The 26,337-nt window shown below is 33.1% G+C and carries 26 protein-coding genes; 19 read left to right on the forward strand and 7 right to left on the reverse strand.

The genetic code is table 11. The annotated features are described in order from the left end of the window. The 6 genes from HALSAC_RS17310 to pepF form a co-directional block, all read left to right on the forward strand. On the forward strand, nt 1–473 hold a 473-nt coding region (locus tag HALSAC_RS17310; RefSeq protein WP_035571920.1), incomplete at its 5' end, for a hypothetical protein. 966 nt (nt 474–1,439) lie between these two features. Further along, complete coding sequence (locus HALSAC_RS0113455) at nt 1,440–2,438, forward strand: LD-carboxypeptidase (protein WP_027340699.1); 999 nt, start codon at nt 1,440–1,442, stop codon at nt 2,436–2,438. A 147-nt stretch (nt 2,439–2,585) separates the two neighbouring features. Continuing rightward, entirely contained in the window at nt 2,586–3,056 is a 471-nt protein-coding gene (locus tag HALSAC_RS0113460) for a PmeII family type II restriction endonuclease (protein ID WP_483788282.1), read from the forward strand. A gap of 77 nt (nt 3,057–3,133) precedes the next feature. Next, nucleotides 3,134–4,546, forward strand: coding sequence for a DNA cytosine methyltransferase (locus HALSAC_RS16660; RefSeq protein WP_027340701.1), 1,413 nt, complete (start codon nt 3,134–3,136; stop codon nt 4,544–4,546). 769 nt (nt 4,547–5,315) lie between these two features. Continuing rightward, entirely contained in the window at nt 5,316–5,744 is a 429-nt protein-coding gene (locus HALSAC_RS0113475; RefSeq protein ID WP_211231351.1) for a nuclear transport factor 2 family protein, read from the forward strand. 132 nt (nt 5,745–5,876) lie between these two features. Continuing rightward, a complete protein-coding gene (pepF, locus tag HALSAC_RS0113480) occupies nt 5,877–7,685 on the forward strand; it encodes an oligoendopeptidase F (RefSeq protein ID WP_027340703.1) in 1,809 nt (602 codons plus the stop codon). Nucleotides 7,686–7,859: 174 nt separating this feature from the next. Here pepF and HALSAC_RS0113485 read toward each other — a convergent pair whose 3' ends face one another. Continuing rightward, nucleotides 7,860–8,369 (reverse strand): ferritin family protein, encoded by a 510-nt coding sequence (locus HALSAC_RS0113485; RefSeq protein WP_027340704.1) that lies wholly within the window; start codon nt 8,367–8,369, stop codon nt 7,860–7,862. A 305-nt stretch (nt 8,370–8,674) separates the two neighbouring features. On the opposite strand from HALSAC_RS0113485, the gene gdhA reads away from it, so the two are divergent. Next, nucleotides 8,675–10,015, forward strand: coding sequence for an NADP-specific glutamate dehydrogenase (gdhA, locus tag HALSAC_RS0113490; RefSeq protein WP_027340705.1), 1,341 nt, complete (start codon nt 8,675–8,677; stop codon nt 10,013–10,015). Between the two features lie 163 nt (nt 10,016–10,178). Here the strand turns inward: gdhA and mnmA are convergent, their stop codons facing one another. Both mnmA and HALSAC_RS0113500 read right to left on the reverse strand, forming a co-directional pair. Next, a complete protein-coding gene (gene mnmA, locus HALSAC_RS0113495) occupies nt 10,179–11,264 on the reverse strand; it encodes a tRNA 2-thiouridine(34) synthase MnmA (RefSeq protein WP_027340706.1) in 1,086 nt (361 codons plus the stop codon). Between the two features lie 152 nt (nt 11,265–11,416). After that, entirely contained in the window at nt 11,417–12,157 is a 741-nt protein-coding gene (locus HALSAC_RS0113500) for a PHP domain-containing protein (protein WP_027340707.1), read from the reverse strand. Between the two features lie 262 nt (nt 12,158–12,419). Between HALSAC_RS0113500 and HALSAC_RS0113505 the strand changes: the two genes are divergently transcribed. After that, on the forward strand, nt 12,420–12,875 hold the full coding sequence (locus HALSAC_RS0113505; protein WP_027340708.1) for a PTS sugar transporter subunit IIA: 456 nt from the start codon (nt 12,420–12,422) through the stop codon (nt 12,873–12,875). A 22-nt stretch (nt 12,876–12,897) separates the two neighbouring features. Here HALSAC_RS0113505 and pdxT read toward each other — a convergent pair whose 3' ends face one another. Together pdxT and pdxS are read right to left on the reverse strand one after the other, a co-directional pair. Further along, nucleotides 12,898–13,500 (reverse strand): pyridoxal 5'-phosphate synthase glutaminase subunit PdxT, encoded by a 603-nt coding sequence (gene pdxT, locus HALSAC_RS0113510; protein ID WP_027340709.1) that lies wholly within the window; start codon nt 13,498–13,500, stop codon nt 12,898–12,900. A gap of 126 nt (nt 13,501–13,626) precedes the next feature. Next, the gene (pdxS, locus tag HALSAC_RS0113515) at nt 13,627–14,508 is read right to left on the reverse strand and encodes a pyridoxal 5'-phosphate synthase lyase subunit PdxS (RefSeq protein WP_027340710.1); all 882 of its coding nucleotides are present in this window, start codon (nt 14,506–14,508) and stop codon (nt 13,627–13,629) included. Nucleotides 14,509–14,809: 301 nt separating this feature from the next. Between pdxS and pdxR the strand changes: the two genes are divergently transcribed. Then, nucleotides 14,810–16,282, forward strand: a complete 1,473-nt coding sequence (gene pdxR, locus HALSAC_RS0113520; RefSeq protein ID WP_035571921.1) for a MocR-like pyridoxine biosynthesis transcription factor PdxR — start codon at nt 14,810–14,812, stop codon at nt 16,280–16,282. Between the two features lie 666 nt (nt 16,283–16,948). Here pdxR and HALSAC_RS0113525 read toward each other — a convergent pair. Then, on the reverse strand, nt 16,949–17,455 hold the full coding sequence (locus HALSAC_RS0113525) for a D-glycero-alpha-D-manno-heptose-1,7-bisphosphate 7-phosphatase (RefSeq protein ID WP_027340712.1): 507 nt from the start codon (nt 17,453–17,455) through the stop codon (nt 16,949–16,951). Between the two features lie 264 nt (nt 17,456–17,719). Here HALSAC_RS0113525 and HALSAC_RS0113530 point away from each other — a divergent pair, with 264 nt between their 5' ends. From HALSAC_RS0113530 to HALSAC_RS0113550, 5 genes are all read left to right on the forward strand, one after another. Continuing rightward, nucleotides 17,720–18,403 carry a response regulator transcription factor gene (locus tag HALSAC_RS0113530; protein WP_027340713.1) on the forward strand — a complete coding sequence of 228 codons (684 nt, stop codon included), beginning with the start codon at nt 17,720–17,722 and terminating at the stop codon, nt 18,401–18,403. Further along, nucleotides 18,396–20,225, forward strand: a complete 1,830-nt coding sequence (locus tag HALSAC_RS0113535; protein WP_027340714.1) for a HAMP domain-containing sensor histidine kinase — start codon at nt 18,396–18,398, stop codon at nt 20,223–20,225. Before HALSAC_RS0113530 ends, HALSAC_RS0113535 begins: the two co-directional genes overlap by 8 nt. A 45-nt stretch (nt 20,226–20,270) precedes the next feature. Continuing rightward, complete coding sequence (locus tag HALSAC_RS17180; protein WP_156924201.1) at nt 20,271–20,432, forward strand: hypothetical protein; 162 nt, start codon at nt 20,271–20,273, stop codon at nt 20,430–20,432. A gap of 176 nt (nt 20,433–20,608) precedes the next feature. Then, nucleotides 20,609–21,097, forward strand: coding sequence for a Spy/CpxP family protein refolding chaperone (locus HALSAC_RS16040; protein WP_051412239.1), 489 nt, complete (start codon nt 20,609–20,611; stop codon nt 21,095–21,097). A gap of 185 nt (nt 21,098–21,282) precedes the next feature. Beyond that, a complete protein-coding gene (locus tag HALSAC_RS0113550; protein ID WP_027340715.1) occupies nt 21,283–21,720 on the forward strand; it encodes a hypothetical protein in 438 nt (145 codons plus the stop codon). A 48-nt stretch (nt 21,721–21,768) separates the two neighbouring features. Here HALSAC_RS0113550 and HALSAC_RS17185 read toward each other — a convergent pair whose 3' ends face one another. Further along, on the reverse strand, nt 21,769–21,945 hold the full coding sequence (locus HALSAC_RS17185) for a hypothetical protein (protein WP_156924202.1): 177 nt from the start codon (nt 21,943–21,945) through the stop codon (nt 21,769–21,771). A gap of 143 nt (nt 21,946–22,088) precedes the next feature. Between HALSAC_RS17185 and HALSAC_RS0113560 the strand changes: the two genes are divergently transcribed. The 5 genes from HALSAC_RS0113560 (at nt 22,089) to HALSAC_RS16045 (ending at nt 26,213) form a co-directional block, all read left to right on the forward strand. Then, on the forward strand, nt 22,089–22,394 hold the full coding sequence (locus HALSAC_RS0113560; protein ID WP_027340716.1) for a hypothetical protein: 306 nt from the start codon (nt 22,089–22,091) through the stop codon (nt 22,392–22,394). A gap of 7 nt (nt 22,395–22,401) precedes the next feature. Then, the gene (gene pgeF, locus HALSAC_RS0113565; RefSeq protein ID WP_084804533.1) at nt 22,402–23,217 is read left to right on the forward strand and encodes a peptidoglycan editing factor PgeF; all 816 of its coding nucleotides are present in this window, start codon (nt 22,402–22,404) and stop codon (nt 23,215–23,217) included. Nucleotides 23,218–23,497: 280 nt separating this feature from the next. Then, the gene (locus HALSAC_RS0113570; RefSeq protein WP_027340718.1) at nt 23,498–23,947 is read left to right on the forward strand and encodes an OmpH/Skp family outer membrane protein; all 450 of its coding nucleotides are present in this window, start codon (nt 23,498–23,500) and stop codon (nt 23,945–23,947) included. Nucleotides 23,948–24,216: 269 nt separating this feature from the next. Further along, on the forward strand, nt 24,217–24,882 hold the full coding sequence (locus tag HALSAC_RS0113575; RefSeq protein ID WP_027340719.1) for a potassium channel family protein: 666 nt from the start codon (nt 24,217–24,219) through the stop codon (nt 24,880–24,882). A gap of 26 nt (nt 24,883–24,908) precedes the next feature. Continuing rightward, nucleotides 24,909–26,213, forward strand: coding sequence for a chloride channel protein (locus HALSAC_RS16045; RefSeq protein ID WP_027340720.1), 1,305 nt, complete (start codon nt 24,909–24,911; stop codon nt 26,211–26,213). Nucleotides 26,214–26,337: the final 124 nt, after the last annotated feature.

Here is a 26,337-nt window from a genome sequence, read left to right on the forward strand (position 1 = left end):
AAGTTGAATTTTATGAACTATATAATTATTTATTTCATGTTACCCAATTAAAAGGATTAGAAGAATTATCAGAAGAAAATTTATTAGCAAATGAAATACTTAAAAATTATACTGATGAATATATAGAGAAAGTATTCATTAAATTTGAAAAAACAACTAGATTATTAAAAAAGATTATGAATGGTTTGGAAAATAGAACTCGATGTTTACTTGATTATTTAAATAATCATCCTGAAAGATTTAAGCCTGAATATATGGATAGACTTGAAATTGTGAATTTAGCAAGTGAATTAGTTGAGAAGATTAATCCTAGTGAATTTGATTCTAGTAAAGATTATAGGTTACATGAAATTTTACAGATATTATATAACTGGAGAAAAAATCTAAAAGAGATAATTGAAATTCCATCAATAATTTATTTATTTTTGAGTAGAGAATTAATCGAAGAATACTGTATCAGAAATAAAATATAAAAAAGTATTTAAACTAAAAAGCCGTACGTCAGCTAACATTAGTTTAACGGTGCGATTTGTTGTAATTTGAAAAGAATTACCTAAAACTGATAAATGTTTTAGAACTAAAAGACTTGACTAATCAAATGAAGGGGTAACGCCCTGAGAGAAGCGATTTTTGCTTCTTGAGGAAGTACTCTTTGGGTGCGACTGGAAGGGTTAGAGTTGATACTCCGAACTGCAAAGTAATTATTAAGAATTACTTTGTGGTAAGCTCGGTGAAGTCGGCTGAGAGCACCCCCTAATTATAGGAAATGTAGCTAGAGGTAGCCAAGGTTGTGATAGGTCGGACTCCCACAAAATATCCAAGACTAGAATGTCTCTATGAGAGACTGACAAAATTCCGAATGTAAGGGTCTAAAGCTGCAATAATTAGAAATAGTTATATCCCTTATAGGCTTAACAGCCTAACGTAATAAATTTACGGAGATTGAGGTATCTGAGGTTAAGTAAGATTCGCTAATATGAACAACCTTATATGATTACAGGTTATGTCAAGGATACAGGCTTATAGGAATGGTCTAAAGATATATGCACGGGTAAAGTCTTTTGGAACAAAGAAAGCTAATAACAAGGAGAGCTTAATCTCAATGAATTGGTGATAGAGAAAGAATTATATAATCTTTCTTAATATTAGTTAGTGGCACAGTACCTATGAAACTTTAGAAGAAGAGTGGAGGGATAGCCACAATTGATAGTTTTAAACTAGGAGGTACACATTTAAAATAAGGTTAATGTAAAAGCCAAAACCTTGTAGCATCAATGGAAATATGGAGAGAGATCAAAACGTTGAAGCTCATAGCTTCGAATGGGCCAACATATTACGCTCGAGCTTTTAGCATCTGGGTGGGGACTAGAAATTTAACTTTGATGTTGGGCGTTGGCCCTGCAGGTGAAATGCTACCTTATACGAAAGGAGATAGTATAATGAAATTAAATAAATTGAAAAAAGGAGATATAATAGGATTTTACTCTCCTTCTTCACCGGTAACGTATACTTCACCAAAAAGATTTGAAAGAGCTAAGGAATATCTTAAAAGTAAAGGGTTTAATCTATTACCTGGAAAATTGACTGGTAAAGAAGACTTTTATAGATCAGGGAGTATAGAAGAAAGAGCAGAGGAATTAAATGAATTAATTAGAAACCCTAAAGTTAAATGTATTATGTCGACAATTGGTGGGACAAACTCTAACTCAATATTACCATATATTGATTACAAAGCATTTAAGGAAAACCCTAAAATTATAATAGGTTATTCAGATGTAACTGCTATTTTATTAGCTATATATGCTAAAACGGGAATAAAAACTTTTTATGGACCAGCTTTAGTCCCTTCTTTTGGAGAATTCCCTCCCTTTGTTCATAATACATATAATTATTTTAGCGATATTTTAATAGAAGAACAAAGCTTACCTTATAGCTATAAAGTACCAGAGTATTGGACAGATGAGCATATAAATTGGGAAGAAAAAGAAAGAGAAAAATTAAAAAATAAAAATGAGTGGATAGCAGTTAATAAGGGTAGAACAATTGGAAGAATAATAGGTGGGAACTTAAATACTATGTCTGGTATTTGGGGAAGTGAATATATGCCTGAGATTAAAAAAGGAGATATTTTATTTATTGAAGATACAACAAAAACTGCATCACATATGGAAAAAATATTTTCTTTACTTAAAGTAAGTGGTGTATTTGATAAAATATCAGGAATTATTTTAGGAAAGCATGAATTATTTGATGATCAGAGAACAGGTAGAGAACCTTATGAAATATTAAAAGAAGTTTTAAAAGATAAAAAGATACCTTTTTTAGCTAAATTTGATTGTTGTCATACTCATCCTATGTTAACCTTACCGATTGGTTCAAAAGTCGAATTAGATGTTACTAATAAAAAAGTTAGTATATTAGATAGTCCGCGGGGGTAGCACTACACCTAAACCAGCTAATAATGGCTATTTATATTATTTTATTTATATCAAAGAATTACTCGTTCTATTGTTACTTCTTGGGGGACTAAAGTTGAAAAGTTGGCAGTTTCTTGTGGAGCAGAAAGTATTCCCAGGAAAGAGAATGTGTCAGCTAATGGAAAGAAATTCGATGTTAAAAAAGAGAAAGATGGAAAGAAGTATTATATTCAAGTAAAAAGTGGTCTCAATACAATGAATGTTGGTATGGTAGAATCTTTGAATGAAATGATAGAGAAAATAGAAGAAAAAGATTCTAAAAATGTTGGGTTATTAGGTATGACTTTTGGTAATAAAAAGGCTATTTCAACTCAAATTATGGATAATCTTATTAATGCTGATGAGAAAATTATAATTGGAAATGATTTTTGGGATTTTATTTCAGAAAAGTACAATATGTCAGAAGAATTATTGAATATAGTTTCAAAAGCTGCTTATAATTATCAAATTAAGCATAAGGAAAAGAAAATTTCTGACTTAATTGATATTAAAAAGGAAGAATTACTAGTTCAATGGGAAAATACTTATGGAGGAATTAATAAAGAATCGTTGAAAAAAGCAGAGGATGTAAATTTATAGTTTTACTAGAATTATTTATATTGTACATACTAAAATAAATAGTAGTATAGTTGTAGTATTAAATGGAGGGTTAATAAATGAAGTATAAAACAGTTGATTTATTTTGTGGTGCTGGAGGTTTTAGTAAAGGTTTCGAAATGTCAGATAAATTTAATATTTTTAAAGCTTATGATGTTAATGAAGAAGCTTTAAAAACTTATAATGTTAATCATCAAGGAGAAGGAATTAATTATGATATTACTGGAAAAGTACCTGAATATTTAAAAGATCGTAGCATAGATGTATTAATTGGTTCTCCTCCTTGTCAAGGGTTTAGTGATGCTAAAGGAAGCCGAAAATTAGAGGATGAAAGAAATAATTTAGTTTTTCATTTTATTAGATGGGTAAGAGAAATACAACCTAAAGTAGTAGTTATGGAGAATGTGGAAGGAATTTTAACTATTAGTGATAATTTTCTTAAAGAGGTTGAAGATGAATATGATAAAAGTGGATACGTTGTTAAGTATGATGTATTAAATTCAAAGGATTTTGGAGTGCCTCAAAAAAGGAAGAGAGCTATTTTTATAGCTACTAAAAAAGATATGACTTGCCCTTCGTTGCCTAGACCTATTACTGGAAAGCAATTGAATTTATTTAATGATAAGCAATTATTTAAATCACATATAACAGTAGGAGATGCTATTTCTGATTTGCCAAAATCTAATATAGATAGTAATGAAATTTTAGATTATAAATTAAATTCTCAAAATAAATATCAAAGAATTATGAGACGGTATAGTAAAAAAGTTTACAATCATATTGCTAAATCTCCACGTGAAAAGGATATGTTTATAGTAGAAAAAATTCCAGAAGGTAAAATGTATCGTAGTACTAGGTTTGGTAATAAATATGTAGGTGTTTGGGATTTGTTTAAAGATGAATTTACTTTTGAACAAAGACTAATATTATGGTTTATAGCTAGGCACCGCGGGAGAAAGGCTTATAAGTTAGAGAAAAAGAGTGGCCCAGATTATATACCTGAAAATAAAATTATTGAGTCTTTAAAGAATAGAAAAGTTTTACAAGAAGCTATCAATTATGGTTTTAAAGAATTAATTGAACAAAAATTTAGTATAACTATTAAAGATATTAGAAGTTTAAAAGAATCTGGTTGGTTACGTAAAAAAGAGAAAGAGGGAATAACAGCTTATGACCTTAATAGTAAATCAGGTATTAGACCTCGTTATATGAGACTTAACAGGGGGGATCAATCTAATACTATTTTAACTACAGATTTTAATGCTAGAGAAAAGTTGCATCCTTTTGAGAATAGAGGACTTTCTTTGCGAGAAGGAGCAAGAATTCAAAGTTTTCCTGATGATTTTATATTTGAAGGAGAATTTGATGCAATTGCCACTCAAATAGGTAATGCTGTTCCACCTTTAATGGCAAAAGCTATAGCTGAACATATTATTCAGTTTTTAGAAAAAAGACAAAAAGAAGCAATTTGAACAAATGTTTTGAGAGCAGCTATATTTAGTTGCTCTTTTCATTATATTAATTTAGATCTATAAATTACTGATATATAGTTTATGATAAAAATTTATTTGGTAAAAAGAGGACTTCGTTTAAACTAGCTAATAAAATTTAAGGTTAAGTAAAGGTTGGCTAATATAAATGGTTTAAAGGGTATATTAAAGTAAGATCTTTTAGAACAAAAAAAGCGGATAAAACCATATGTAGGGTTTGAAGTGGCGGGGACTGGGAAGTTAACTTAGGCGTGAGGCGTTGGCCCTGTTTATATACTAGGACTAAAAGACAAATTTCACCTTAAATCATAAAGAATTTAGGAGGTTATCGCTATGCCATTTATTAATATAAAAATGGCTAAAGGAAGAATATTAGAAGACAAAGATATTGCTTATATTTGGGAATTAATAAAGAGAGATTTTAAAGAGCGGTTTATTACGTGATACATAGTTATAAATAGAAAAAAACTTATCAAGGGAAGTCTAGACTCCTCTTGATAAGCTTTTAATATTATAGATAATTGAATTAAATTAACTCTTTAATTTTATCCATTAATCTATTAATAGCAAAGTAAATAAATCCTAATGATTTTGCACTTGAGGTTTTAAGGTTTAAAAAGATAAAGATTAAAGGTATTTGCACTGATTAGATCTGATAAGTGCGGATTAAGATCCGATAAGAGTGACAAAAAACAATAAATTAAAAATTAGGGTTAGAAGGAGTTTGGAACTTGTTTGAAGAATTAAATAATTGGAAGAAAACCCTATATATTATGACCATCTTGATATGGCAAAGGAGAAGATGATGAAGGATAAAAAACAATTAAGAGAAGAGGTTCTTGGGTTAGAGGAAAAATTACTTGATGCCAATGTACGTCAATCAGCAGAAAGTCTAAATCAACTGCTAGCAGATGATTTCAGCGAATTTTGTAGCTCTGGCAAAGTATATCAATATCAACCGGGAGATGTTTTTACTACTGGAGACTATAAGGAATCTTGGAAAATTAAAGATTTTTCTATTGATATATTAGCTGACAACCTAATATTAGCTAAATATAAACTGCTCAAAGGTAATGATTTAGAAGGGCAGAAAAAACACTCCCTACGCAGTTCAATATGGAAATTAACAGATGATAACTGGAAGATGTTATTTCATCAAGGAACATTAATCCCAAGGTAAATTATAATTTAAACTTTAATTATAAAAGTCCAGTACTATTAAGTAGAGATTAGGTTTAGAATATACATAGAAGATTATTTTGAAGGCAATAATAGTAAAAGTGAGTTTTAAATTAAAAAGGAGGGATTTGATTTGTCTAATGAAGAAAGAAAGACTTTGCCAAAAAGGGATGAAGTAGATGAAAAATTCAAGTGGGATTTAACTTCTATATATGGGAGTGATCAAAAGTGGGAGGAAGAATTCAACAAAGTAAAAGAAGAGTTCCCAAAGATTCAAGAATATAGAGGAAAACTTGGTGAATCAGCAGCCAAATTATTAGAAGGGCTTAAATTTAGTGATGGGATAAGTAGAAAGTTAGAGAATCTTTATAATTATGCTTCCCGTAAGAGTGATGAGGATACAACCAATAATACTTATCAAGGAATGTTATCTAAGGTACAAGGCCTTTATAATGCAGTAGGAAGTGCCAGTGCCTTTATTGTTCCAGAGATTATTCAGATTCCTAAAGAGGAGATAGAAGGTTTTCTTCAAGAAGAGGAAGGTTTACAGATATATAAACATTCTTTAGATGAGATATTACGGCAGAAGGAGCATTTCTTATCTCCCAAGGAAGAGAGATTACTTGCTTTGGCTGGTGAGTTGGCCCAGGGTCCAGCAAATATCTTTGGGATGATTAATAATGCCGATATGGCCTTTCCTTCAATTAAAGGTGAAGATGGTGAAGAAGTAGAGGTAACTCATGGTCGGTATGTAGAGCTTTTAAAGAACAAGAATCGCCATATTAGAAGGGATGCTTTCAAAGCTTACTATAGTTCTTATCAAGAACTTGAAAATACTATAGCTACTACCTTAAACTCGAATATTAAGCGAGATCTATTTTATATGAGAGCTCGAAAGTATAATAGCTCTTTAGAGGCGGCATTAGATGGTAATAATATACCCGTTGATGTTTACAATAATTTGATTAAAGTTGTAAGTGATAATTTAGATTCTATGTATAGATATATAGATTTAAGGAAGAGGTCATTAGGTGTTGAAGAGCTTCATATGTATGATATATATACTCCTATAGTTAAGGATGTTCAGATGAAGGTTAGCTATGAAGAAGCTCAAGATATTTTGATGAAAGCTCTAGCTCCTTTAGGAGAAGAGTATTTAAGCTTATTAGAGAGGGCTTTCTCTGAGAGTTGGATCGATATCTATGAGAATAAGGGTAAGAGAAGTGGAGCTTATTCGGCTTCATCCTATGATGCCCATCCTTATATCTTGATGAATTATACCGAAGATATAGACGATCTATTTACCTTGGCCCATGAGCTAGGTCATGCTCTTCACTCTTATTATTCAAATGAAGAACAGCCATATATCTATGCTGATTATAGTATCTTTGTAGCAGAGGTGGCATCTACAGTCAACGAAGCTCTATTGATGCAGCATCTATTAGAAACTACAGAAGATGAAGAGAAGAGAAAGTATATTTTAAATCATTATTTAGAGCAATTTAGAGGAACTGTTTATCGCCAGACAATGTTTGCGGAGTTTGAAAAGCTGATACACGATAAAGCAGAAGAGGGTGTACCACTAACCCCTGAATTGTTCTCTAAAGAATATCTAGATTTAAATCGTAAATACTATGGAGATAATATTACTTTAGATGAGGAGATTGGAATAGAGTGGGCAAGGATTCCTCATTTCTATTATAATTTCTATGTTTATCAATATGCTACTGGATTCTCAGCAGCAATAGCCCTTTCTAGACAGATATTAGAGGTGGGGGAAGAGGCTGTAGAAAAGTATCTAAATTTCTTAAAAGGAGGAAGCTCTGATTATCCAATCGAACTGTTGAAGACTGCAGGTGTTGATATGAAATCGCCAGAGCCAATCCAAGAGGCATTAGATGAATTTTCTAAGTTGGTAGAAGAGATGAAGAGTTTAGTGTAATGATAATTATTCATAAAAGATAAGGCTTACTCCTAGGAGTAAGCCTTATCTTTATTCTTGTTACATTATTTTATACTTAAGATTTGACCCTACGAGTTTTAAAAAATAAAAACTCTCCGTAATAAAAATAATTGACTGACAGCTGAGGGCTGATAGCATATAGCTTTATTACTATTAAGTATTCATCCAGGGCCAAACTTCACTCTCGTTTTCTGCTAACCAATCACCTGGACTCTCAAAGTAGTTGTAGACATTTTCTAAGGATTGGTAATGCCACTTTTCTTCTTGCATAAGGGCATGGAAGAAATCTCTCTCTTTTTCATTTTTGGCTTGTTTTGCAAGGCGCTCATAGATTTCATAGGTGTCTTGCTCTAGTTCCATAGCGTGCTTGTATATGTTGGTGTTAGACTCCTTCCAATCCTCTCTTTCTTTATCTGAGAACTCCTCAAAGACCTCTTTGACCTTATTTTCAATCTTTTGAGGATTACAGTCGTTATCTTCTATTGGTTTATCTCCAGCTATCTTCTTTACTTTATCTATGTGAGTTAATTCTTGTGAGGCCAAACTCTCTAGAACTTTTTTAGATAAGGGGTTTTCTGCGCCATCAATATGGTTATTATAATAGTGATAGCTTTCCTTTTCCATTTTAATTGCTAAATCTAGTGATTCTGATTTAATAGCCATTTTAACCTCCCCTTTGAATTATTTTATTCTCTTTATATATTTTCTACTAATGAATAGGATTTTATACAATTGAAATAAGGTATAAATTATCAGTTTAGACTAATAGTTATGGGTATTTGAAGATTAATTATCTTTTTTACTTAATAAATTAGATAAAATTTTAAAAAAAAGAAGGAATCTTTAATCACCTATAGAATATAAAAGTAGAGAGTGATTTTGAAAACACCTTTCACAAAGTGAAAAAAGAGTAGTTGATTAGGTGCTTTTATTAAATTTATCTTAAAATTAAGTTTAGGAGTGAGAAGATGAGTAATTATATTGAAGAGGTAATGACTAAGGTTGTTGAAAGAAATCCTGGTGAAGCTGAATTTCACCAAGCTGTTAAGGAGGTATTAGAGTCTTTAGAGCCTGTCTTTGAGAAGCATCCTGAATATAGGGAAGCTGGAATTCTAGAAAGAATTGTTGAACCAGAAAGACAGATAATCTTTAGAGTTCCTTGGGTAGATGATGAAGGTAATGTGAAGGTTAATCGTGGATTTAGAATTGAATTCAATAGTGCCATTGGCCCATATAAAGGTGGTTTGAGATTCCACCCATCAGTTTATACTGGAATTATTAAGTTTTTAGGTTTTGAACAGATCTTCAAGAATGCTCTAACTGGTCGTCCAATCGGTGGAGGTAAGGGTGGAAGTGACTTTGACCCTAAAGGTAAGTCTGATGGAGAGGTTATGAGATTCTGTCAAAGCTTTATGACTGAGCTTTATCGTCATATTGGCCCAAATACTGATGTTCCGGCAGGAGATATCGGTGTAGGTGGTCGTGAGATTGGGTATATGTTTGGACAGTATAAGAGGATTAAAAACTCCTTTGATGCAGGTGTTCTAACTGGTAAGGGATTAAACTGGGGAGGAAGCCTTGCTAGAACTGAGGCTACTGGGTATGGATTGGTATATATAGTTGATGAGATGCTTAAAGATAATAGTCAATCCTTCGAAGGAAAGACTGTTGTAGTATCTGGATCAGGTAACGTAGCAATCTATGCTACTCAAAAGGTACAAGAGTTAGGTGGGAAGGTAGTTGCAGTAAGTGATTCTGGAGGGTATGTATATGACCCAGAAGGTATTAAGCTAGATACAGTTAGAAGAATTAAAGAGGTAGAGCGTGGTAGGATTAAAGAGTATCTAGAATCTCATCCAGAGGCAGAGTATGTTGCAGATAGTACTGCTATCTGGAATGTTAAATGTGATGTAGCTCTTCCATGTGCTACTCAAAATGAATTGGATGAAGATGCTGCTAAGACTCTTGTAGAGAATGGAGTTATTGCTGTAGGAGAAGGGGCCAACATGCCGTGTACTCCAGAGGCAGTAGAGGTAATACAAGATAATAGTATTTTATATGTTCCAGGTAAAGCTGCTAATGCTGGTGGAGTTGCTACTTCAGCCCTTGAGATGACTCAAAATGCTATGTGGGATGCTTGGACCTTTGAAGAGGTTGATGTAAAGCTTAAGGATATTATGGTTAATATCTATAAGACAGCAAGCAAGACAGCTAAGGAATATGGTATGGAAGGTGATTTAGTAGCAGGGGCCAACATTGCCGGTTTCTTAAAGGTTGCTGATACTATGATCGATCAAGGTGTAATTTAATTAAATAGATTGATAAAAGAGAAGACTAAGTTAACTTAGTCTTCTCTTTTGTTATTTTGAGGTGGTTAAAGCTAAGTGGGATTTATAATTCAAAAATTAATATCTTGATTTAAATTCGTGCTTATTCTTGTGGATTCATAGTTTCAAAGGAGGTTTTTTGCTTCTATCGAATTGCCTTATCTATAATCGCCCCGCCCAAGCAGACCTTCCCATCATAAAAGACAGCAATCTGGCCAGGAGTGATGGCCCGCTGTTTTTCTTCAAAAACCACCTTTATCCTCTCTCCTTCATCCGGATAAACAACTACTTTTTGATCAGGTTGTTGGTATCTAAATTTCGCCTTGCATTCTATTGGATAATTAACCTCTTGACCACTAATCCAGTGAGGCTTAGAGGCTATTAATGCAGAAGAATAGAGGTGTTTATTATCAGCGCCTGCCCCGACATAGAGGATATTATTTTCAATATCTTTATCGACGACAAAGTAAGGATTTTCTCCACTAATACCTAAGCCTCTGCGTTGCCCTAGAGTATAGTACATAATCCCATGGTGCTCTCCTAGAACCTCTCCTTGTAGGTTCATAATCTTTCCTGGTTGGGCTGGGATATAGGTCTGTAGAAACTCCTTAAAGTCTTTTTCGCCGATAAAGCAGATGCCGGTACTATCTTTTTTCTTTGCTGTAGCTAGGCCTACCTTCTTTGCAATTTCTCTTACTTTGGTCTTTTTTAATTTTCCTAAAGGGAAGAGGGTTTTAGATAATTGTCTTTGATTTAACATAGATAAGAAGTAGCTTTGATCTTTATTAGAGTCTATTCCTTTGAGTAACTTAAATTCTCCATCAGAGTGATCAACTTGAGCATAGTGACCTGTAGCCAAATAATCTGCATCTATCTTAAGGGTATGGTCTAAAAACTTTTTGAACTTAATTTCTTTGTTGCACATAACATCAGGGTTTGGAGTTCTGCCCGCCTTATACTCATCTAAGAAATAGGTAAAGACATTATCCCAATACTCCTTTTCAAAGTTGACGATATAATAGGGAATATCTATTTGATTACAGACCCTTCTAACATCCTCATAATCTTCATCGGCTGGACAGATGCCATCCTCATTTTCTTCTCCCCAGTTCTTCATAAAGATTCCAATCACATCATAACCTTCTTCTTTCAATAAGAGTGCCGCAACAGAAGAATCAACCCCTCCTGACATTCCGATAACAACTCTTGTATCTTTAGATGCTTTAGTCATAGGTTAAACTCCTTTTTTAATAATTACTTATATCTTTTCCTTAGTATTATCTATTATTCATTATCTTTTTCTCTATTTGTTAATTGCTAAGGTACATAACTTAAATTCTACTAGACTAATAGGTTAAAGTAGAAACAATTAATTTGAATTAATTATTTTACACCCATAAAGTAGTATAAATGTTTAGCAAATAAGACAATTATAGAGCAGAGGTGGTAGATGTTTTTTCTAAGGTAAAAGGACTTAGAAAAGTCATTATTTTGTAAATTATAAAAAGATATCATTTCTTTTGTGATATGAGCATCACTACCAAAAGTAGGTGATTTTTTGCTTTTAGTCATTATCTTAGAAGCAATAGAGTTCCTTCTCTTAGGGAGGGAGTGGTTATAGCTCTCTATTCCATCAACCTTAGGAATAATATCTTCAATATAATCTTTGTTCTTTATATAGTTCTTTTGAGCAATTCCGGATATATGGGGTATTGAGATAAAAGAGTCATAATTTTGAGCTTCTTTCAAATAATATTGATACCCTTTGTTGGTTCTGGTTATTTTATATCTGTTCTTAAATGGTTTTACATGGTTATTATAAAAATCTTTTAATTCAACTATATCTTTAAAATATACTAATAATTCGAAGCCATCTGAACAGCCAACTTCTATTCCTGGGACTATATTTAGTTCTTCTATTGTGTGTAGTTCTAAACAACTAGTTATCTCATTATGATCAGTAATAGAGATAAGGTGATTTCTATCTTTTAAAAAGTTCTTTAAAAATTTTGTAGTAATTAAGCCATCAGATGCTCTTGTGTGGATGTGAAGATCAACGTAGTCAAAAGAGTCTTGGGTTAAAAAATCATCAAAAAAAGTAGATAAAGAATATCTTTTTAACATAATCGACCCCTTCTAAAGATATTTTATTATTATTATAACAATCTTAGCTATAATCTACAACTTAGATTTAAGATATTTAAAAGAGTTAAGAAATCTTCATTTAAATTTGTAATTTGAATATTAATTACTATATTATATTAACTTTCAAGATTCTTGATCATAGAATTCTTGATAAATTTTAATTATAAAGAAGGTTTTTTTGATTATGAAGATAATAATGAATAGTAGAAGTTTTTTAAATATTTAATATGAGGTGATATTTATGAATACAACTAATATATTAACTTTAGATATGATTGAATTGGATTTGAAAAGTAATAATAAGAAAAAAGTTTTATGGGAAATGGTAGGATTATTACATAAAAGTGGGAGAATAGAGGATAAAGAAGAATTTTATGAGAAAGTTTTGGCTCGTGAAGAGGAAGGGTCTACAGGCATGGGCAGGGGTGTAGCTATCCCTCATGGAAAGAGCAGTCAAGTTAAAGAGTTATCTCTTGCTTTAGGGATATCTAGAAATGGGGTTGATTTTGATAGCTTAGATGGGAATCCAGTTCATATCTTTTTTATGGTAGCTGATTTTGAAGGTCATTCTAGAGAGTATTTAAAACTATTAGGTGGATTGGCCCATAATATACGTCAAGGGGAGTTTAGGGAAGAGTTATTGAAGGCAGATAGTAAGGAAGAGGTGTTAGATATAATAAAGACTAGTTTATCTTAAGATAAACTAGTCTTTATTATATCTATTTAGCGATTTTTAGATTTGAATAGGAACTTTTTTTAACTTTATTTACGAAATATTTATGAAAACTCAGGTCATTTTCTAACTCTGGGTGGAAGGATGTTGCCAAAAGATTCTCTTCCTCTACACCAACTATCTTTCCATCTAATTTTAGTAATATCTCTGTACTAGGGCCAACCTCCTCTACAAAGGGTGCTCTAATAAAGACAAGGGGGATGGCTTTATTTGAAACTTTAGGAATAGAAACTTCCCTTTTAAAACTGTCCAATTGATTGCCATATCCATTTCTTCTAACCTTAATATCCATCAGGTTAAGGTGGCTTTTCTCCCCATCAATCTCCTTGGCTAGAAGTATCATTCCAGCACAAGTTCCCCAAAGAGGGATTCCTGCGTTGGCCCTACTTACAATAGTATCTTTTAGGTCAAAGATATCTAATAATTTTCCGATAGTAGTACTCTCACCACCTGGAAGGATTAATCCATCTACTTTTAAAATATCATCCTTCTTCTTAACAGCCAAAGGCTCCACACCTTCAATTTGAGACAAGAGTTCTAAATGCTCCTCCACACCACCTTGTAAGGATAAAACACCTATTTTGCTCATTTGCAAACACCTTCTTTCTTTATTAGCTTTCAGCTGTCAGCTAAGATCAAGGGCTTAAAGGCTTTAAGTTCTTTAGCTGATAGCTGATGACTGATAGCTAATTAGTGTAACTTTTAGTTACACTAATTACCATCCGCGTTTAGCCAGTTTCTCTTCTTCTGGAAGGGTGCTTATATTAATTCCTACCATAGCTTCACCGATATTTTCTGAAACTTCTGCAATCACTTTAGGATCATCGTAGTGAGCTGTAGCTTTAACTATGGCTCTAGCTCTCTTAGCTGGGTCTCCAGATTTAAAGATTCCTGATCCTACAAATACACCATCACATCCTAATTGCATCATAAGAGCTGCATCAGCAGGAGTAGCTACTCCACCAGCAGCAAAGTTTACTACAGGTAACTTCCCATTTTCTGCAACAAATTTAACTAAGTCAAAAGGTGCTCTAATCTCCTTAGCAGCAGCCATTAATTCGTGAGAGTCCATAGTAGTTAGACGACGCATTTGAGAGTTCATAGTTCTCATATGGCGAACTGCTTCTACTACATTTCCTGTACCAGCTTCGCCTTTAGTTCTAATCATAGAAGCACCTTCACCTATTCTTCTTAGAGCTTCACCTAAGTTAGTTGCTCCACAGACGAATGGAACATCAAATAATGTCTTATCGATATGGTTATCCTCATCGGCTGGAGTTAAAACCTCACTTTCATCTATGTAATCAACTCCAAGGGCCTCTAATACTTGAGCCTCAACAAAGTGTCCAATCCTTGCCTTTGCCATTACTGGAATCGATACAGCGTCAATGATGCCTTTGATCATAGAAGGGTCAGAAGCTCTAGCAACTCCTCCTTGTTTACGAATATCAGCTGGAACTCTCTCTAAAGCCATTACTGCAACTGCTCCTGCTTCCTCTGCTATTTTAGCCTCCTCTGGAGTAGTTACATCCATGATAACGCCACCCTTTAACATTTGTGCCAAGTTCTTATTAAGATCATACCTACTATCTGTCATATAGATTATCTCCTTCTCTTTTAAATTTTCTACTTTTTATTATCTTTACAGTAGATTCAATTTGGGTTATAATAATTGTATTGGTACAATGTAATCAGAAAAGCCAATTGTACCCACTTGTTATTATATACAAAATTTAATTGTATTGTCAAGAGGGATACAATTAAACTTTACTAGCTGTCATCCATCAGTCTTCAGTCAGAATCAAGAGATTAAAGGTTTTGAACTTAGCTCATAGCTTATGATACAGGACTCACAGTTAGTAATAAAGCTATGCTTTACTAAAAAAGGGGGAATTGATATGATTGAATCGATACAATTAGATAAAAATTCTAATAAACATCTTTATATACAGTTATATCGCCAGATAAAGGGGCTAATTGAGGGGAAGGCTATTAAGGAGCACCAAAAGTTACCTCCAATCAGGAGGTTTTCTAAAGTACTAGAGGTGAATAATGTAACTGTGGTGAATGCTTATAATTTATTAGAGGAAGAAGGTTTGATCTATAAGAAGGTTGGAAGTGGAACCTTTGTTTCTCCCTTCTATAAACCAGAAAGGGAGGGAATGGGTCTTGATAGTGAGGTTTATATCGATGAGGATACTAAATTTAGCTCTAAGGGAAAGGAAGAAGAGATTAACTTTGCTACTGCAGCACCAACTCCTGATCTCTTTCCTATAGATCCCTTTAAACGCCTCCTTAATAGAGTTTTAGATCGAGATGGGGGATATGCATTTGGTTATCAGAAGAGTCAAGGATATCTTCCTTTACGAGAATCTATCAGTAATTACATTCAGGGTTTTGGTATTAATGTTGGCCCAGAAGAGGTTCAAATAGTTTCAGGGGCACAGCAAGGGATAGATATTTTAGCTAAGACTTTTTTGGACTATGGGGATACTGTATTTGTAGAAAAGCCAACCTATCCTGGAGCAATTTCAGTATTTAAGTCTAGAAAAGCTAAAATATACGAACTTCCTATCTATGGGAATGGTATAGATATGGAGTTGTTAGAGGATAAATTAAAGAAAGAGAAGCCTAAATTTCTTTATTTAATGCCTAATTTTCAAAATCCAACCGGATATAGTTATTCTAAAGAGAAGAAAGAGAGATTATTGGAATGGGCTAATAAATATGATCTATTAATTATTGAGGATGATTGTTTAAGTGACCTTAATTATGGTAAGGAAGAAGCTTCATCTTTAAAGTCTTTAGATAGGGAAGGCAGGGTTATCTATATTAAGAGCTTCTCTAAGATCTTTATGCCAGGTTTAAGGTTAGCATTTTTGATAATACCACCTAGATATTATAATGATATACTCCTATCTAAGTATATGTCAGATATCTTTACTGATGGTCTTGTACAGAGAGTGTTGGACCTTTATTTTCGAGAAGAGGTTTGGGAAGAGCAGTTAAAGAAATTGAAGATGACTTATCAAGGAAGGTATGAAGAGATGATTAGCTCTTTGAGAACTTATATGCCTAAAGGGGTTAACTTTATAGAACCAAAAGGTGGGTTGAATATTTGGTTGAACTTTCCTGATAATATATCAATAGAAAAAATTTATCAGAAAGCTTTAGCAAAGAGGGTAAATACTGCTGTTGGGGGGCTATTCTACAGCGGTAGTAGTGAGGATAATAAGCTTAGACTAACAATAGCAGCAGTAGATAAAGAGGATATCCGGAGGGGTATCAAGATCTTAGCAGGGGTTATAAAAGAGGAGATTGGAAAAGAAGAAGGGTATAAGTGGGACCCGTCTTCAATGCCCTTAGTATAGATCTATCAGCTGTCAGTTAAAGCTTCTAGGAAGATCAAAAGCAAAAGCATAGACTCTGACAAGAGCCTGACAACTGAAGACAAAGGACAGACAAGAGCATAAAGAATAAAAAAGTTCTAGTCAGAGTAAGTCAAAGGTTTAGTCTGTGATTTTGTCAGGGTTAAAGATCTAGGTTTTAAGGCCTTAAAAAGATCAAAATCAAAGGCATTTGCGCAGCGCCCTGAGGGAGGAACGACCGAGGAGGACATTTGAAATTGAAATCCCACGAAGGGTTTATGGTTGTTATAAACCCTGAAGAAGTACTTATGGGGTGATAAACACGGATAAGGTCTGATAAAGTTCTGATTAAAGTATAAAAATTAAAAAAAGGTTTAAATCAGATTTAATCGGCTTTGATCTGACTTTAATCTGCGTTAAGTCCTTGATTTTAAGGTTTTAATAAGATCAAAATCAAAAACAAAACATAGACTCTGACAAGAGCCTGACAACTGAAGACAAAGGACAGACAAGAGAATAAAAAACAGAAAATTTTTAGTCAGAATTTAGTCAAATGTTTAGTCGCAGGTGTTGTCAGAGTTAAAGATTTAGGTTTTAAGGTCTTAAAAAGATAAAGATCAAAGGTATTTGCGCAGAAAGAACACAGATTAGATCTGATAAAGTAAAGCTTTAATGGTGATCTAATATAATGTCGGTGGCATCGCTAAGGTCTTCTACAGAATAGTCGGCTTGGGGAAATTTGGCCCCTATCTTTATAGTCTTACATCCTGCTTTATTTCCAGCTATTACATCTGAATCTCTATCTCCTACCATGAAAGAATTTTTTAGATTGACATCATACTTTTTTGCTAGTTTGGTAATCATACCAGGTTTTGGTTTTCTACAAGAGCAATCTTTTTTGAAGTGGGGGCAGTACTCAATATCATCTATCTTGGCTCCATCTGCTTTTAATCTTTCGGTCATATAATTATGAATACTATCTAAATCATTATCTGTAAAATATCCACACTCTATACCACCTTGGTTAGTAACTACGTAAATTTTATACCCAGCATTATTTAACCTTTTAATCGATTCTGAGGTCCAAGGGTACAATTCTAAATCATCTGCTTTGTTTACAGGTTTATCATAGGAGTTAATAACACCATCCCGATCTAGAAATACAGCTTTATTCAAGTTGATCACTCTCCTTATTACTAGTGTAAGTGTGAGTGTCTATGTCAGTAAAAACCTCAGACGAATCAGAAGAGAGCTAGAGTTACATTGAGGTTTGAGGGTTTGACTTTGCTGACACTAACACTGGCACTGACACTGTATTATTATTAAGCTTTACTTTTATAAACAATCATTTACCCTTAATATTTTCTTAATATCTTCATATTATACTTATAATATAGATTGAATCGGCAAATTATATATATTCCTGGAGGTGTTTTTAAAATGGAAGGTAAGCGAATTTTAATTATTGATGATGACAAGAATGTCTTAGAGATATTGTCCTTATATTTAAAACGTGATAATTTTGAAGTGATGATGGCAAAGGATGGAGAGGAAGGTTTGGATAAAGCTAAAGAGTTCAATCCTAACTTAATAATTTTAGATATTATGATGCCTAAAATAGATGGTCTGGAAGTAGTGAAATCTTTAAGGAAGGATAATGAAGTTCCAGTTATTTTATTATCGGCTAAGGGTGAAGAGTTTGATAGGGTCTTAGGTTTGGAGTTGGGGGCAGATGATTATGTTACTAAACCCTTTAGTCCAAGGGAAGTTATAGCAAGGGTTAAGGCTATATTAAAGCGGGTAAATAGATTGGAGAATAATAAGAAAGATCTTATAAGCTACCCTAATTTGATTGTACATCCTAAGGATAGAAGTGTAGAGGTCAAAGGAGAAGAGGTTGATCTTTCTCCAAAGGAGTATGAGTTGCTATTGTTACTAGCAAGGCATCCCAAACAGGTGTTTAAGCGGGAGGTCTTATGTGATAGGATTTGGGGAATGGATTATTATGGGGATACTAGAACTGTGGATGTACACATAAATTGGCTTAGAGATAAGATTGGCCTTGATTATATAAAGACAGTTTGGGGTGTTGGTTATAAATTTGAGGTGAAAGTAGATGATTAGAACCCTTTTTGCTAAGGTTATGGTATCTTATATTTTCATACCTTTATTAATTTTGTTAATTTTGATTACAATTTTACCAACTTACTTAGAGGAGTATTTTTCTAGGGCCAAAGAAAGAGAGCTCTTAAATAAGAGTGAAGTTGTAGTTGCTTTAATAGAAGAGATTGATAAGCGAGAACTGAATAATTTAATATTAAATTTAGAGAAGATAATGGATACCAGTATTCTGCTTTTCGACCAAAGGGGTAGAACTATTAATCAGGGTAGGATGATGAGAGATTTAATGAGAGATCATCACTCTGGTAGAACGCATGAAATGCATAATAGGTTTCATGGAGAGATGGAGGATCATAATGAAATAGCGGGTAATATTAGAAGTAGAATTCATAATTATGGTGCTGTACGATTAGAAGAAGAGATCGATAGGGTTTTAGAGGGGAGAGAAGTTAGCTTTAAAGGTGAATCCCAAATGCTGGTTGAACCTATAATAGGTGTGGGAACTCCTTTAGATGAAGGGGGAGTATTCTTACTATCTCCTTTAAGGGGAGTTCAAGAGACTGTAGACAAGGTTAATGGATTAGCGCTTAGGGTAACTTTAGGTGGTGCTCTTTTGGCTCTAATTCTTGGTTTCTTTATATCTAGAGGGATTACTAAACCAATAAAAGATATGCAAGATAAGGTTAACAAGATGTCAAAAGGAGACTTTGCAGTTCCTTTAGAGAACTTACCTAAGGATGAGATTGGTAGTTTAGGAGATGCATTCAATACTCTATCAGAAAAATTAGAGTATAACATTCGAGCCTTATCTAATGAAAAGAAGAGAATGAAAGAGATGCTAACCAGTATGGCTGAAGGTGTTTTAGGAGTATCTATAGGTGGAGAGGTTATTTTAACAAATCCTAAGATAGAGGAAATATTTAAACTGAATGAAGATATAATTGGAGAGGATTATTCAGATTGTTTTATAGATGAACTAAAGGTATTGATAGATAAAGTATTAATTGAAGAAGAAGAGGTGAAAGGTGAGTTTGAATTTGAAGAGAAGGTTTTACTTGCTCATGGTGCACCTATTAAAGAGGATGGAGATAAGCTTTGGGGTGTAATTATTCTAATTAGAGATGTTACTGAGATTAGAAAGTTAGATGAGATGAGAAGATTATTTGTTGCTAATGTCTCTCATGAGTTAAAGACTCCATTAACAGCAATTCGTGGTTACTTAGAGGCTATAGTTGATGGAGTAGTAGAGGATAAGGAGGTAGAGTTAGATTATTTAAAGAGGGTTCTATCTGAGGGTGATAGGATGTCAAGGCTGATTAAAGATATCTTAGATTTGGCCCGTTTACAATCTGGACAACTTGAGTTTAATATTGAATCATTCGATTTAACCTCTTTAGTCCAAGGTGTATTAAGAAACCTAGAGAGGAGATTCGAGGGAAGGGATGTAAAAGTCGTTGGCCCAGGTCAGCTGATAGTTAGAAGTGATCCAAATAGGTTAGAAGAGGTCTTGATCAATCTCTTAACAAATGCCATCAAATTTACAGAAGAAGATGGGAAGGTTGAAGTTAGGGTAAAAGAAGGAGACGGAGATGTTTTAGTAGAGGTTATAGATGATGGGCTAGGAATTCCTAAAGGAGAACTCTCTTATATTTGGGAAAGGTTTCATCAGGTTGATCGGGCTCGCAGGCCTGATAAAGAAGGAACTGGCTTAGGCCTTTCTATAGTCAAAGAGATAATAGAAGGTCTTGGAGGTAGACTGGGGGTAGAGAGTGAAGAAGGGGAAGGTAGTAGGTTTTATTTTGTTTTAAATAAATTATTTGATTAATGAAGATACTAATAGTATTAAAAATTTATAAGGGGGTGCTTGTTAGTGAAGGAAGGAGTTCCAGAGGACTTAGAGAGTCAGTTATCAATATTAAATGCGAAGATTAAAGAGATGGAGGAGAAGCAAGAGAAGATGTATAGTCTTTTGCAAGAGAATATATCAGGAGATGAGCTTGAAGAGATAAGAGATGATTATTATCAACGATAGTTATTATAAAATGAGCTATCTATAGATAGCTCATTTTATTTTTTTGAATAAAAGTATTTTTCTATGGCTTTTAAAAAATAACACTCTTTAAAGAAAATTTATAAAATTCTTAATACTTTCTTAATATTCTCTCCGTATAATAAGGTTAAAGACATAAACATTAGGAGGAGATAATAATGAAAAAGGTATTAAGTTTGGTTTTAGTAGGATTTTTGGTTTTAGGATTAGCTAATATTGGGTTTGCTCATAGTATGATGGGAAGAAGGGAAAGTGTTAGAGGTGAAGGTAGTAGTTACCATAGAAATTTAGATTTATCTACAGAACAAATTGATCAAATTAAAAGACTGGAAGATGAGTATTACCGAAATAGAAGAGATCTAATGGAAGAGTTGAGAGATAAAAATTATGACCTTAGAAGATTATATGAAGATAAGAGTGTAGACTCTAAAGAAATAAAGAGATTAGAAGATGAAGTTATTGAATTAAGGAATGAATTGACAAGGTTGAGACGAGATTATGATTTAGAGGTAAGGGAGTTATTGTTAGAGGATCAATTAAGAGAATACTCTAGATATGGAAGAGGAATGGATGAAGCAGATTGCTATGGAGCTAGAGGGAGTTCATTTAGAGGAAGAGGACATATGAGAGGTATGATGGGTTATTAATAAAAAAACTAGCAGATAATCACAGTGATTATCTGCTAGTTTTTTTATTTTGATTGTTTTTATTTGTTATTTAGAATAAATATTAAAAGAAGTATTATAATCTTCTGATACTCTTTTAAATAATTGATTATTCTTCAAGACATAATATAAATGTAGCAAAAAAATATCAAAAAGGAGGTGAAAAGGTGAAAAGAAGTGTTGGGTTTGCTCTCTTTTTATTGCTAGTGTTTTCTTTAGTGAATACACAGTTGGTCCATGGAATAATGGGGGAGAAAGAGGTGCCAAAAGAAGAAAAAAGTTTAGAAGAAAGGTTGAACCTTTCTGCAAGTCAGACTGAAGAGATAGAATTATTAAAAGAGAGGTATTTGAAGGAGAAAGAAGTTATAAAAGAAGAGTTAAGGGCCAAAGAATTTGAGTTTAAGGAAAAGTATTTGGACAAGAGTGTAGATTCTAAGGTATTAACTCTCTTACAAGAGGAGATAATATATTTAAAGAATAAATTATTTAGGCTAAGAAATGAGTATAAATTAGAGATTAGAGAATTATTGTCAGAAGAACAATTAAAAGAGTGGGTAAGTGAATGGGAGAGTAGAAAGAGTAGTTGTCATAAAGAGAAGGAATAATTTAATATAAATAAAATAATAAGCAGGGCTGTTTAACAGCCCTGCTTATTATTTAGTGTCTAAAGTTAAATTATTTCTTGCAACTGGAGGAGTTCCCTTATGATCCTGTCGACCTTCATTCATCTCTAAGGCATCTTCTTTTTTTAAAACTCGGGTAGTTAACTGATCATCTCTTTTTTTAGCAGACTTTATCCCTTGTTTAGCTAGAAGATTTTTTCTGTTCATTAGATCCCTCCTCACCTTATATTGTTTACCTTTTATAATTGATTTATTCTAAAAGAGGTTATAAATTAGCTATATAAAAGAAGATTTAATTGTATTAAATCTTGAAAAAAGAATAAACTAATTTAATGGGGGTGGAGTATAAGGTGATTTCTTTGGGAGATTGCTTCGATTATAAAGTGAAGAGAGAAGAGATTATTTTAAATTCTTTTGATTTAAAAGGTATGGTGGTTTCTTTTTTAGCTGAGATTATAGTAGTTGGAGTTACAGATAAAAAAGGGAAGCTATTGGGTGGTGTAGGAGGTTATTTGATACCTAAATCCCTTCTTCTTTTAAAGGATGAATGGTTTTCAATTATTAAAATAGAGGAAGGAGAGCTTAATCGGAGTTTTGAAGAAGGGTTAGAGGGGTTATTTAAAGAAATAGTAGAGGGGAGAGGAAAGTTTACATAATTTGGAGGTGTTGAAGATCTTTAAACTGAAAGAGAAGAGTGGGATTAGGTATTATATTATTGAAGAGTTGGCTAAGACAGGATTGGTAGATCACTGTTTTACTACCAAAATTGGCGGAGTGAGTAAAGGAGATTATCAGAGTTTGAATATGGGCCAGCATGTAGATGATGATCTTGAAAAAGTAAATGAGAATAGAAGGAGAGTAGGATCTATATTAAAAGCTGACCTAAAGGATATGGTGGCAGCTAAGCAGATTCATGATAATAAAGTTTATATTGTAAGTGATAAAGATAAGGGTAGAGGGGCTTTAGATTATAAGGGGGCTATAGAAGAGATAGATGCTTTAATCACAAATAAAAGAGGCATTCTATTATCTTCTTACTATGCTGATTGCACTCCTATTATATTACTAGACCCTAAAAAGAAAGTAGTGGGTCTTGCTCATGCAGGATGGAAAGGGACTGTAAAAAAGATAGGAGAGAAGACTGTCATAAAGATGAGTGAGGTTTATGGGAGTAATCCTGAGGATATTATAGCTGGTATTGGTCCAACGATAGGCCCTTGTTGTTATCAGGTGGATGAAAGGGTTGTTGGCCCTTTGTCAGAAGAATTAGATTATTGGAAAGAAGTAGTTGAAGAGGATGAAGAAGCAAGGTGGAGGCTGAATCTGTCTTTGGCAAATAAGAAGGGGTTAGAAAAAGTAGGAGTTGGGAGTATAATAGAGAGTAAATTATGTACATCATGTTATAGTGAGCTATTCTTCTCTTATAGGCGAGATGGAGGTAGAACAGGTAGAATGGCAAGTTTAATTAAATTAAAGTAAAAATATTAATGTATGTGTTAGCAAATATTAATTGTTTTTAAGGAATAAATCCTTAGCTATCAAGATTTCGTCACAGTTTCGTCATAATTTCGTCTTATACTATAAAAAAAGCTAGCCTAGCTTTAATCCTTAATATTAATTTTAGTAAATTTAAATTAATTGAAGGTCTTTTGTTAAAGTTCGAGAATTTAATTATTATCATCTAATCTACTCTTTTATTTAAGTCTATTCTGGATTTAAATTGTAATAAGTAGATAATCTATTGGAGGGAAGTGTTATTTTGTTTAAAAGAAAGTTTAGTTATTTGGTAGTGGGAGTATTGTTTTTAGCAGCTGCTCTATTAGTTAATACTGGAGGAACATTTGCAGCAGGGACTAATGTTGCTTATGTTGATTTGTCAGAAGCTTATATTGTTCATCCTGAGGTAGAGAAGGCAAATCAAAGGTTACAGGAAAGAATGGGAGAATTACAAGCTTCATTACAAGAAGAGGCTAGTAATTTAAATCCTGAAGAGGATGCTCAAAAACTACAAGCTTTACAACAGAATTTCCAGCAACAATTTGAGATGGAGCAAAGAGAGGTGCAAAATAGTATCTTTGAAAGATTAGAGTCTGACTTAGACTCCTTTAGAGAGAAAAGAGGCTATGATGTTATCTTAAATGGAGAGTTGATTATAAGCGGTGGACAAGATGTAACTGCAGAGGTTATAGAGTATTTCCAAAGCTTATAGAATTGAAAATAGAATAGATTTAAATCGCTGAGTTCCAATTTTGGAAGTGGGGATAATCAAATTTTTATTTTTATGGTGAATCTACTTTAGTAGAGGGGCTACCCTTGGCCCTAACCCTAACTGATTATCTTCATAAGCGTTAAAGGGGAATCTTAACGGTTATTATCACTAAAAAGTGACTTCAGATAAAACTGTGGAGGATTTCTCTGCAGTTTTATTTTTGTGTTTAAATAGGAAAACATACTATAATTTAAGGAGATGATATAATTATGAAGGTAGTTATTGCTGGAGGAGGGGCCAATGGTCAGAAATTAATTGAACTTTTAAAGGGTTATTCAGATCATAAGCTTACTCTAATAGAAAATGATTCTAAAGTTTGTGAATTAATTTCAGAAGGTTTTCCTAAAGTAAATATTATCTGGGGAGATGCAACAGATACTAAAGTTTTAGAAGAAGCAGAGGTTAATAAAGCTAATGTATTTATAGCTATGACTGGTAATGACCATATAAATTTATTGTCAGCTAAAGCCGCTAAGAAGATGGGGGTTGCAGAAGTTATAGTTAAGGTAGTGAAGACTCAACATAAGAAGTTAGCAGAAGTAATGGATTTAGAGAATGTTGTCGATCCAGTCGATGCTATTTCTGCTCAGTTAATAACTAGATTAACAGGGATAGATGTTGCTGAATTGATACATGAGCTACATTTAGATATGGAATTAAAGAGATGTTCTGTAGACGATTATCCTCAAATTGAAGGTGTTAAAATTACTGAGTTAGCTAAAATAATTAATGAAGATGTATACCCTATACTTATTATTCGTGATGATAAGCATCATTTGCCTTCAAATATTAAAAAGGTTAGAAAAGGTGATGTTGTAATCTCTTGGAAGCAAAAGAATAAAGACAAAGGTAACTTCTTTAATTTAAATATATAAATAAGGTCTAAAGGAGATTTTGATAAATGAAACTTTTAAATAGTGATTTTTTTATAAAAACCAATGAATCAGTTAAATACATCTTTAAATGGACTGCTATATCTGTCTTGGTTGGTGTAGTGGTAGGTTTAGCTGCAGTATTATTTACTGCTAGCCTTAATTGGGGTATAAGTCTTTTGAATGGGTTACGTAACACATGGTTGGTATATGTTATGCCAATTTTTGGTCTATTAATGAGTGGACTTATAACATCAACCTTTGCTCCAGAAGCTGCAGGGCATGGTACAGATGCCATTATTAAATCATATAATGAAAAATGGGGGAAGGTAGATATTATTGTAGTCCCTGTAAAATTAATTGCTAGTGTATTTACCATTGCTTTTGGGGGATCTGCAGGAAGGGAAGGACCAACAGTTCAGATGGGTGGAGGCCTTGGCTATTTCATAGGTCAGAAGTTAAAACTTAAATTAACAGATGTGAAAAAGATAGTTATATGTGGTATGGCAGCCTCTTTTGGTTCTATATTTGTAGCTCCTATAGCAGGTGGAGTTTTTGGAGCCGAGGTTCTTTATATGGATGATACAGAGTATAATAGTCTCTTTATCAGTTTTATATCAAGTATAACAGCCTATTATATTCACTCTGTTATCCTTGGCCAAGATAGGCTCTTTAAATTTACTATTCCTACAGATTATACCTTCATACCACAAAGAGATATTTTATTCTTTGTAATGGTTGGTATCTTTATTGGAATTTTAAGTTTAATATCTATCAAGGCTTTATATGGTTATGAAGAGTTAAATCATAAGCTTAAGATGCCTGATTACTATAAGACAGCTTTAGGTGGTGCTTTAACTGGTTTAATGGCTATTATAGCTACACCTTATATTTTAGGAACGGGTATGTCTTTGATAGAAGCCATATCAGTAGAATCTTCTTTTAGTGCAGGATTTCTATTCTTGCTAATGATAGGTAAGATTTTAGCTACAGCCTTTACTATTGGATCTGGAGGAAGTGGTGGTGTTGTTGCACCAAGTTTAACTATTGGTGCTCTTGGTGGAGCATTTTTAGCCAAAGTATTTAATTACCCATTTCCCTTTGCTTTAATTTCTGCTAGTGCTGTTGGACTATTGGGTAGTGCAGCGCATATACCTATAACAACGGTTCTATTAGCAGCAGAAGTTTTTGGTATGGAATTAATAAAGCCGGCTACAATAGTATGTTTTATTGGTGCTTGGATTGCTCGTAATGATACCATGTATAGAGAATCTTATGTTAGCAAAACTAGAAAATCAAAGGTTCTACATCGATTTGGTTTAGAAGAAGGTTAAAATTATATTTAGAATAAGGAATATAAAACTGCCATAAGCTCAAAAGAGCTTATGGCAGTTTTATATTTTACATATACATAAATTAAAGTCTATATAAGAAATTATAGGTTTAATTAATTGAATA

The organism is Halonatronum saccharophilum DSM 13868, from assembly GCF_000517025.1.
In the GTDB taxonomy this organism is placed as follows: Bacteria; Bacillota; Halanaerobiia; order Halobacteroidales; family Halobacteroidaceae; genus Halonatronum; species Halonatronum saccharophilum.

Coding starts and splice junctions, on each gene's coding strand:
- HALSAC_RS0113455 (WP_027340699.1), top strand. CDS start 1,440: ATGAAATTAAATAAATTGAAAAAAGGAGATATAATAGGATTTTACTCT.
- HALSAC_RS16660 (WP_027340701.1), top strand. CDS start 3,134: ATGAAGTATAAAACAGTTGATTTATTTTGTGGTGCTGGAGGTTTTAGT.
- HALSAC_RS0113485 (WP_027340704.1), bottom strand. CDS start 8,369: ATGGCTATTAAATCAGAATCACTAGATTTAGCAATTAAAATGGAAAAG.
- gdhA (WP_027340705.1), top strand. CDS start 8,675: ATGAGTAATTATATTGAAGAGGTAATGACTAAGGTTGTTGAAAGAAAT.
- mnmA (WP_027340706.1), bottom strand. CDS start 11,264: ATGACTAAAGCATCTAAAGATACAAGAGTTGTTATCGGAATGTCAGGA.
- HALSAC_RS0113500 (WP_027340707.1), bottom strand. CDS start 12,157: ATGTTAAAAAGATATTCTTTATCTACTTTTTTTGATGATTTTTTAACC.
- HALSAC_RS0113505 (WP_027340708.1), top strand. CDS start 12,420: ATGAATACAACTAATATATTAACTTTAGATATGATTGAATTGGATTTG.
- pdxT (WP_027340709.1), bottom strand. CDS start 13,500: ATGAGCAAAATAGGTGTTTTATCCTTACAAGGTGGTGTGGAGGAGCAT.
- pdxS (WP_027340710.1), bottom strand. CDS start 14,508: ATGACAGATAGTAGGTATGATCTTAATAAGAACTTGGCACAAATGTTA.
- pdxR (WP_035571921.1), top strand. CDS start 14,810: ATGATTGAATCGATACAATTAGATAAAAATTCTAATAAACATCTTTAT.
- HALSAC_RS0113530 (WP_027340713.1), top strand. CDS start 17,720: ATGGAAGGTAAGCGAATTTTAATTATTGATGATGACAAGAATGTCTTA.
- HALSAC_RS0113535 (WP_027340714.1), top strand. CDS start 18,396: ATGATTAGAACCCTTTTTGCTAAGGTTATGGTATCTTATATTTTCATA.
- HALSAC_RS16040 (WP_051412239.1), top strand. CDS start 20,609: ATGAAAAAGGTATTAAGTTTGGTTTTAGTAGGATTTTTGGTTTTAGGA.
- HALSAC_RS17185 (WP_156924202.1), bottom strand. CDS start 21,945: ATGAACAGAAAAAATCTTCTAGCTAAACAAGGGATAAAGTCTGCTAAA.
- HALSAC_RS0113575 (WP_027340719.1), top strand. CDS start 24,217: ATGAAGGTAGTTATTGCTGGAGGAGGGGCCAATGGTCAGAAATTAATT.
- HALSAC_RS16045 (WP_027340720.1), top strand. CDS start 24,909: ATGAAACTTTTAAATAGTGATTTTTTTATAAAAACCAATGAATCAGTT.